The organism is Mixta sp. Marseille-Q2659 (assembly GCF_940807255.1).
In the GTDB taxonomy this organism is placed as follows: Bacteria; Pseudomonadota; Gammaproteobacteria; order Enterobacterales; family Enterobacteriaceae; genus Mixta.
Map to the genome: position 1 here is coordinate 24,220 of NZ_CALNWY010000035.1, position 8,040 is coordinate 32,259.

At 54.4% G+C, this 8,040-nt stretch carries 3 protein-coding genes, 1 other RNA gene and 1 pseudogene; 2 read left to right on the forward strand and 3 right to left on the reverse strand.

Translation table 11 applies throughout. The annotated features are described in order from the left end of the window. Positions 1 to 2: 2 nt before the first annotated feature. Both P3C52_RS18345 and P3C52_RS18350 read right to left on the reverse strand, forming a co-directional pair. Positions 3 to 419, reverse strand: coding sequence for a hotdog fold thioesterase (locus P3C52_RS18345; protein ID WP_275556351.1), 417 nt, complete (start codon positions 417 to 419; stop codon positions 3 to 5). Further along, positions 419 to 3,470, reverse strand: a pseudogene (locus P3C52_RS18350) (FAD-binding and (Fe-S)-binding domain-containing protein). Before P3C52_RS18350 ends, P3C52_RS18345 begins: the two are co-directional and overlap by 1 nt. A gap of 218 nt (positions 3,471 to 3,688) precedes the next feature. Here P3C52_RS18350 and ydiK point away from each other — a divergent pair. Together ydiK and rprA are read left to right on the forward strand one after the other, a co-directional pair. Next, positions 3,689 to 4,819 carry an AI-2E family transporter YdiK gene (ydiK, locus tag P3C52_RS18355; protein ID WP_275556352.1) on the forward strand — a complete coding sequence of 377 codons (1,131 nt, stop codon included), beginning with the start codon at positions 3,689 to 3,691 and terminating at the stop codon, positions 4,817 to 4,819. A gap of 252 nt (positions 4,820 to 5,071) precedes the next feature. Then, positions 5,072 to 5,181: antisense sRNA RprA (gene rprA / locus P3C52_RS18360), an RNA gene on the forward strand. 66 nt (positions 5,182 to 5,247) lie between these two features. Here the strand turns inward: rprA and ppsA are convergent. Further along, positions 5,248 to 7,623 carry a phosphoenolpyruvate synthase gene (gene ppsA / locus P3C52_RS18365; RefSeq protein WP_275556353.1) on the reverse strand — a complete coding sequence of 792 codons (2,376 nt, stop codon included), beginning with the start codon at positions 7,621 to 7,623 and terminating at the stop codon, positions 5,248 to 5,250. Between the last annotated feature and the right edge of the window lie 417 nt (positions 7,624 to 8,040).

An 8,040-nucleotide genomic window follows, 5' to 3' on the forward strand; every position in this document is an offset into this window, starting at 1 on the left:
GCTTAGCGCCTTACCGACGTCGTCAGCCGGGCGCTGCAACAGAGACGATCCTGCTCATCAAAAATATCGATTTGCCAGACCTGATGCGTTCGCCCAAGATGTAATGGCCGACACCGGCCACGCACCTCGCCTTCCCGCACCGCGCGCAGATGGTTAGCATTCACCTCCAGACCTACCAGCATCTCCTCGCCTTCGGTACAGAGATAGCCCGCCATCGATCCCAGCGTCTCGGCCAGCACCACCGAGGCGCCGCCGTGCAACAGGCCGAACGGCTGGCGCGTGCGCGCATCTACCGGCATCCGCGCTTCCAGTCCGTCATCATGTAGCGCGGTAAAGTGAATGCCCAGATGCTCCACCAGACAGCCAGCGTTGCGCGCGTTGATCTCCGCCAGCGTTGTCTGTCGCTTCCAGATAGCCATCAGATAATCTCCAGCAGAGCCTGCAGCGGATGGCGCATGCCATTTCCTTCAACGCGTTTGACCTGGCTACGGCAGGAGTAGCCGGTCGCCAGGCAGCGCTGACGCGGCAGCTTTTGTAACTGCGGATGCCAGGAAAGCTCATAAATACTGAGCGAGTTGCCAAGGTTTTTCGCTTCATGGCCGTAGGTGCCAGCCATACCGCAGCAGCCCACATTGATATTTTCCAGCTTCGCGCCAAAACGGGCGAAAATGGCGGCCCATTGAGCTGGCGTGGCGGGTAGCGCCGTCACTTCGGTACAGTGCGCGAACAGATACCAGGCTTCACCGGCGGCCGGTTTGGTTTCATGGCCCGCCAACACCTGCTGCAGCCACTCATGTACCAGCTGAACGTGGAAGTCGCCGCGTTTATCACCCAGCGTCTGCTTATATTCATCGCGATAGCACAGCACCAGCGCCGGATCGACGCCGACCATCGGCATGCCCAGCTGCGCCAGCCGGTTGAGGAAATCCGCCGTTTTTTGCGCGGTGCGGGCAAAGCGTTTCAGGAAACCTTTGATATGCTGCGCCTTGCCGTTAGGGGAAAACGGCAGCAGCACCGGTTGATAGCCCAGCTTTTCAATCAGACGCACAAAATCCGCCACCAGCTGCGCTTCGTAATAGCTGGTAAAAGGATCCTGCACCACCAGCACGGTTTTTTCCCGTCGCGCGCCATCGAACTGCTCCAGCTGCTCCAGGGTGGTGGCTGCCGCCGTATGGCCTGCCAGCTGCTGTTTCAACGTAGGCGAAGAAAGCAGCGGCAAATCAACCATGCCGATATGTTGCTGGCTCAGGTTACGCAGCCAGGGCTGTTTCAGGAAAAAGTTAAAGGCACGTGGCGCCCGCGCCATGACCGGCGCATAGCTTTCCACCGCCGCCACCAGATGATCGCTTAACGGCCGCAGGTAGCGCGTGTGATACAGCTGCAGGAAGCGCGAGCGAAACGCCGGAACGTCAATCTTAATTGGACACTGGGTAGAACAGGCTTTACAGGCGAGACAGCCTGACATCGCCTCTTTGACCTCATGGGAAAAATCATACTCGCCCTTACGCGCATACCAGCTGTTACGGGTACGGGTAATTAAACCGCGCAGGCTGATAGCGGACTCCGGCACCTGCTGCTCCAGCGCCAGCGGATCGACGCCCTTCTCCGCCAGCAGGCGCAACCATTCTCGCGTAAGCGTAGCGCGTCCCTTGGGCGAATGAATACGGTTGCCGGTGATTTTCATTGACGGGCACATCGGGCTACGCGCATCAAAGTTAAAGCACAGACCGTTGCCATTACACTCCAGCGCCCCGCGCCACTCGTTACGCACCGTCAGCGGGATCTGCCGATCGAACCAGCCGCGCTTCACGCCGTCAACCTGCATCATGGGTTCATCGACGCCAAACGGCGTACAGATTTTTCCGGGATTAAGCCGGTTAGCGGGATCGAAAGCCGCTTTGATTCGCCGCAGCTCTTCATACAGCGTTTCGCCAAAAAAGGCCGGACTGTACTGCGCGCGGAAACCTTTACCATGCTCGCCCCACAGCAGTCCGCCGTAGCGCGCCGTTAAGGCGACTACTTCATCAGAGATCTGCTTCATCAGCATCTCCTGCTGCGGATCGCACATATCCAGCGCCGGGCGCACGTGCAGCACGCCTGCGTCAACATGGCCGAACATACCGTAATTCAGACCATGTCCGTCGAGCAGCGCGCGGAATTCAGTAATATAATCCGCCAGATGCTCCGGCGGCACCGCAGTATCTTCCACAAAGGGAATCGGCTTGGCGCGTCCCCTGGCATTGCCCAGCAGACCGACCGCTTTTTTACGCATATTATAAATGCGCTCTATCGCATCGAGATCGTCGCACAGCTGATAGCCTATTACGCCGCCCTGCTGCTGCGCCATCAGCGCATCCAGCCGCTGGCAGAGCGCCTCGACCTGGCTGTCGATAAGCTGACAATCATCGCCAGCAAACTCGACAATATTAATGCCCAGCATCTCTTTGCCCGGCACGTCGGTAATCAGCTCGCGCACCGAATGCCAGACAATATCCTCACGCGCCAGATTCAGCACTTTTGAATCGACCGTTTCTACCGACAGCGCTTTGGCTTCCACCATTAAAGGCGCATTGCGCAAGGCTGAATCAAAGGAGTCATATTTAATATTTACCAGCCGCCGCACCGCTGGCAGCGGCGTGATATTCAGCCGCGCTTCGCAGATAAAGGCCAGCGTGCCTTCCGCACCGCACAGGATGCGCGTGAGATCGAAAGTTTGCAGATCGTCGCTTAATACGTGGCGCAAATCGTAACCGGTCAGAAAGCGGTTCAACGGCGGGAATTTTTCGGTAATCAGATCGCGCTGCTGACGACAGCGCGACAGGACGGCGTGATAGATACGGCCTTCCGGCGTCTGCTCTGCGGCCAGCTGCTCCGCAAGCGCCACCGGCATGGCACGCGTATCGAGAATATCGCCGCCCAGCACCACCGCGCGCAGTCCCAGCACATGATCGGAGGTTTTGCCGTAAACCGGATCCCTGGCCTGACGCATCGGTATTAATCATGCCACCCAGCGTGGCGCGATTGCTGGTAGAGAGTTCCGGCGAGAAAAAATAGCCGTAAGGCTTCAGATAAGCATTAAGCTGATCTTTTATCACGCCCGCTTCAACCCGCACCCAGCCCTGCTCAGGATTAATCTCCAGGATGCGATTCATATAGCGCGACATATCGACCACTATGCCCTGGTTCAGCGACTGTCCGTTGGTGCCGGTACCGCCGCCGCGCGGCGTAAAAGTCAGGCTGGCAAACTGCGACGTAGCGGCAATGCGGGCTATCAGAGCGACGTCGGCGGTAGAGCGTGGAAACAGTACCGCGTCCGGCAGCAGCTGATAAATGCTGTTGTCGGTCGACATAGTAAGCCGATCGGCATAACTGGTGGCGGTATCGCCGGTAAATCCTTGTTGTTTAAGCGTATCCAAAAATGAAAGCACCAGCTGCACAAGGCCTGGCGCCTGAGAAATCTGTGGGATCATTATCGGGTGACCAATGTTGTGTATCGTTTGCGCTTGCTGTTTTATCAGTGAATTCTCGTTGTATCACATTTTTTTAGGACTGGCTGTTTTTTCAGGAAACGTAAAATCTTCCTCGCTTGCAGACTGTCGCAATGTTAAGAAATCACGCATTATTATGCGATGAGCGGCAACGGGCCGCTTATTACTGCAAGGTACAAAATTAAGGATCTTTTTTTCGTATGAAAAAACTGCAACAGGATATGGATTTAACCCAAATTGTTTTTTCTTTGATGTTCATCCTGCTGATGATTGTCGCCAGTTTCTGGGTGGTACAGCCATTTATCCTGGGTTTCGCCTGGGCCGCGATGGTCGTCATCGCCACTTGGCCATTGATGATTAAGCTCCAGCATCTGCTTTGGGGGCGACGTACGCTGGCAATTATCGCCATGACCCTGATCCTGCTGCTGCTGTTTATTATTCCGGTCGCGCTGCTGGTAAATAGCCTGATCGATAATATCGGCCCGGTTGTCGCCTGGGCAACCTCAGGCAATCTGCATCCGCCGCAGCTGAACTGGCTGAATGATATCCCGCTGGTCGGCGAGAAACTCTACAGCAGTTATCATCTGTTGCTGGACGGCGGCGGCAGCGCGCTGATGACCAAAGTTCAACCTTATGTTGGACGCACGACCGGCTTCTTTGTCGCTCAGGCTGGTCACTTTGGGCGTTTTCTGCTGCATCTTGGTTTGATGCTGCTGTTCAGCGTACTGCTTTACTGGCGCGGCGAGCAGGTCGGCAATGGTATCCGTCACTTCGCCTTCCGTCTGGCGGCGCGTCGGGGCGATGCTGCCGTGCTGCTGGCGGGTCAGGCGATTCGTGCGGTCGCGCTCGGCGTGGTGGTCACCGCGCTGGTACAGGGCGTGCTGGGCGGCATTGGCCTGGCGCTGTCAGGCGTTCCTTACGCAACCTTGCTGACGGTATTAATGATCCTTTTCTGCCTGGTACAGGCGGGGCCGCTGCCGGTACTGATACCAGCGGTTATCTGGCTTTACTGGAGTGGCGATACGACCTGGGGCACCGTACTGCTGGTCTGGAGCTGCGTGGTTGGCACGCTGGATAACGTGCTGCGACCGGTGCTGATTCGCATGGGCGCTGATTTGCCAATGATTCTGATTCTCTCCGGCGTTATCGGTGGGCTGGTCGCCTTTGGCATGATTGGCCTGTTTATCGGGCCGGTGGTGCTGGCGGTCTCTTATCGTCTGGTCTCAGTCTGGATGCATGAAGCGCCGATGCCGGATGAAGATCCCCATGACGTAGTAGATGAGTTGGCAGAACATTCAGAAGAGGTTAAGGAAGATAATCCCGCCCAATAATCCTCTCTGCCGGACAGCACGCGCTGTCCGGCGCTTTTCCGCTCTCTGCCCTCGCCTGTTTTTCATTAAGACTGGTTAACTTTTAAACCCCATTACATCTTTTGAGGTAGTGCCAGGACGAAACAGATTACCGCAGGCACACTTTATACTGGATTGTACTAAGCGCACAAAAAATCGCACAAAATATAATGAACAGTTAACTAATAAGAGGATTCTTAAAGACTGTAGGGGCGTTGCTGAATACTATGAGTCCCATGTTAAGGATCAAACCCCTGATTTTTAAACAACCTTTTTCCCCTGAGTAAAGTGAAGAATTGCTGTGTGTAGTCTTTGCCCATCCCATGTGATGGGCTTTTTTTTGTCTTTTTTCCAGTAAAAAGGCCGGAAATTCCGGCCTTTATCGTTAAGTAACATTCTTAAGTAATCTTTTACTTTATCTCCGCCAGGCTTAGCCAGGTTTGCACCACGGTATCAGGATTCAGCGACAGGCTGTCGATACCCTGCTCCATCAGCCAGGCGGCGAAGTCCTGATGATCCGACGGGCCCTGTCCGCAGATGCCGACATATTTGCCCTGCTTTTTGGCTGCCTGAATCGCCATTGACAGCAGCGCCTTCACCGCCTCATTACGCTCGTCAAACAGGGCGGACACCACGCCAGAATCGCGATCCAGCCCCAGCGCCAGCTGCGTCATATCGTTGGAGCCGATTGAGAAGCCGTCAAAATGTTCGAGGAACTGCTCTGCCAGCAGCGCATTGGATGGGATCTCGCACATCATAATGATTTTCAGGCCGTTCTCGCCGCGTTTTAATCCCTGACGCGCCAGTTCTTCAATTACCGCTTCCGCCTGCGCAACGGTACGCACGAAAGGAATCATGATTTCAACGTTGGTCAGCCCCATCTCATTACGTACGCGTTTTACGGCTTCACATTCCAGCGCAAAGCAGTCACGGAAGCTGTCTGCAACGTAACGTCCGGCGCCGCGGAAGCCAAGCATCGGGTTTTCTTCCTCCGGCTCATAGCGCTCGCCGCCGACCAGGTTGGCGTATTCGTTGGATTTGAAGTCAGAGAGGCGCACTATCACGCGCTTCGGCGCAAAGGCGGCGCCCAGCGTGGCGATCCCTTCCGTCAGTCGTCCTACGTAAAATTCAACCGGATCGTCAAAGCCCTTCATTAACTCACGGATTTTCTGCTGCAGCTCCGGTGTCTGTTGGTCAAATTCCAGCAACGCTTTCGGATGCACGCCAATCATGCGGTTAATAATGAACTCCAGACGCGCCAGACCAACACCTTCATTTGGCAGACAGGCAAAATCAAAGGCGCGATCGGGGTTGCCCACGTTCATCATAATTTTCAATGGCAGCGCCGGCATCTCATCAACCTGCGAACTTTTTACCTCGAAATCGAGCAGATCGTCATAGACATAGCCAGTATCGCCTTCAGCGCAGGAGACCGTCACTTTATGCCCGTCTTTCAGGCGCTCGGTCGCGTCGCCGCAGCCGACCACCGCCGGAATGCCCAGCTCGCGCGCGATAATCGCTGCGTGACAGGTACGGCCGCCGCGGTTAGTGACAATCGCCGCCGCCTTTTTCATGATCGGTTCCCAGTCCGGGTCGGTCATATCGGTGACCAGCACGTCACCTTTTTGAATGCGGTTCATCTCGCTGATGTCGTGAATGACTTTCACTTCGCCTGCACCGATGCGATGACCGATGGCGCGGCCTTCGACCACAACGTCACCTTTGCCCTGCAATGTATACCGCTCCATCACCTGGCCGTTGGAGCGTACGGTTTCCGGGCGCGCCTGAACGATGTAGAGCTTACCGGTATGACCATCCTTCGCCCATTCAATATCCATAGGACGCTTATAGTGCTGTTCAATTTGCACAGCCTGACGCGCCAGCGACTGGACTTCTTCATCGCTGAGACAGAAACGATCGCGTTCCGTCTGCGGCACATCTTCAATTTTTACCTGCTCACCGTGTGCCTGCGAATCGGCATAGACCATACGGATTTTTTTAGAACCCATATTGCGGCGCACAATCGCCGGACGGTTCGCCTGTAGCGTCGGCTTATGCACGTAAAATTCATCGGGGTTAACCGCGCCCTGCACCACCATTTCCCCCAGGCCCCAGGCAGCGGTAATAAAGACCACCTGATCGAAGCCCGATTCGGTATCGATAGTAAACATGACGCCGGACGACGCCTGATCGGAACGCACCATGCGCTGTACGCCCGCGGAAAGCGCAACGCCGCGATGATCGTAGCCCTGATGCACGCGATAGGAGATGGCGCGATCGTTAAACAACGAGGCATAAACATGCTTAACGGCCACCATCACTGCATCAATGCCCTGCACGTTCAGGAAGGTTTCCTGCTGCCCGGCAAAAGAGGCGTCGGGCATATCCTCTGCCGTTGCGGAAGAGCGCACGGCAAATGAGGCGTCGCTGTCATCAGCGGACAATTGCTGATAAGCCTCGCGAATCGCCTCCTCCAGCGCAGGCTGGAACGGGGTTTCCACAATCCACTGGCGAATCTGTTTACCCGCTTTCGCCAGTTCATCCACATCATCAATATCGGTTTGATCCAGCAAGGCATAAATCCGCTGGTTAACGCCGCTCTGATCGAGAAATTGATTGAATGCTTCCGAGGTTGTCGCAAAACCGTCAGGGACGGATACGCCGAGCGACGACAGGTTAGTAATCATTTCACCGAGGGAGGCATTTTTTCCTCCCACGCGATCGACATCGTTCATGCCTAACTGGCTGTACCAGAGCACTAACGGCATTACGCCTTGATTGGACATCGGGACAATCCTTTTGTGATATTTAAGGGGGTACGCGGAACAGAAAAATTGCGCCTATAACGCTTATTCAGCCTGGCACAGGGGATTGTAAAAGCGAAAGTGTTGAATCGTTAAAGCAGCATAAAAAAAGATATTTTAAGAAAACTCCGCCTGAAATAACGCGTTTGCGCAACGCGACAAGTTTAAGCAAAAGTCTTTTTTATCAATAACTTTAATTAATGTAATCGCTTTACCTTTTTTATTTCGTTGCGCAACGATAATTCCATTCCTTTAGCGATTTTTAGTGCCTGAAACTCGCAAAAAGATAAATAAAAACAGGAACGCCATTTCATTTATTTATAAATTCCGGTATCAGTTAAATCTTAAAGAATAAAATATTCAAAATAATTAAATATGAAATTTTAAGACCGTTATTAC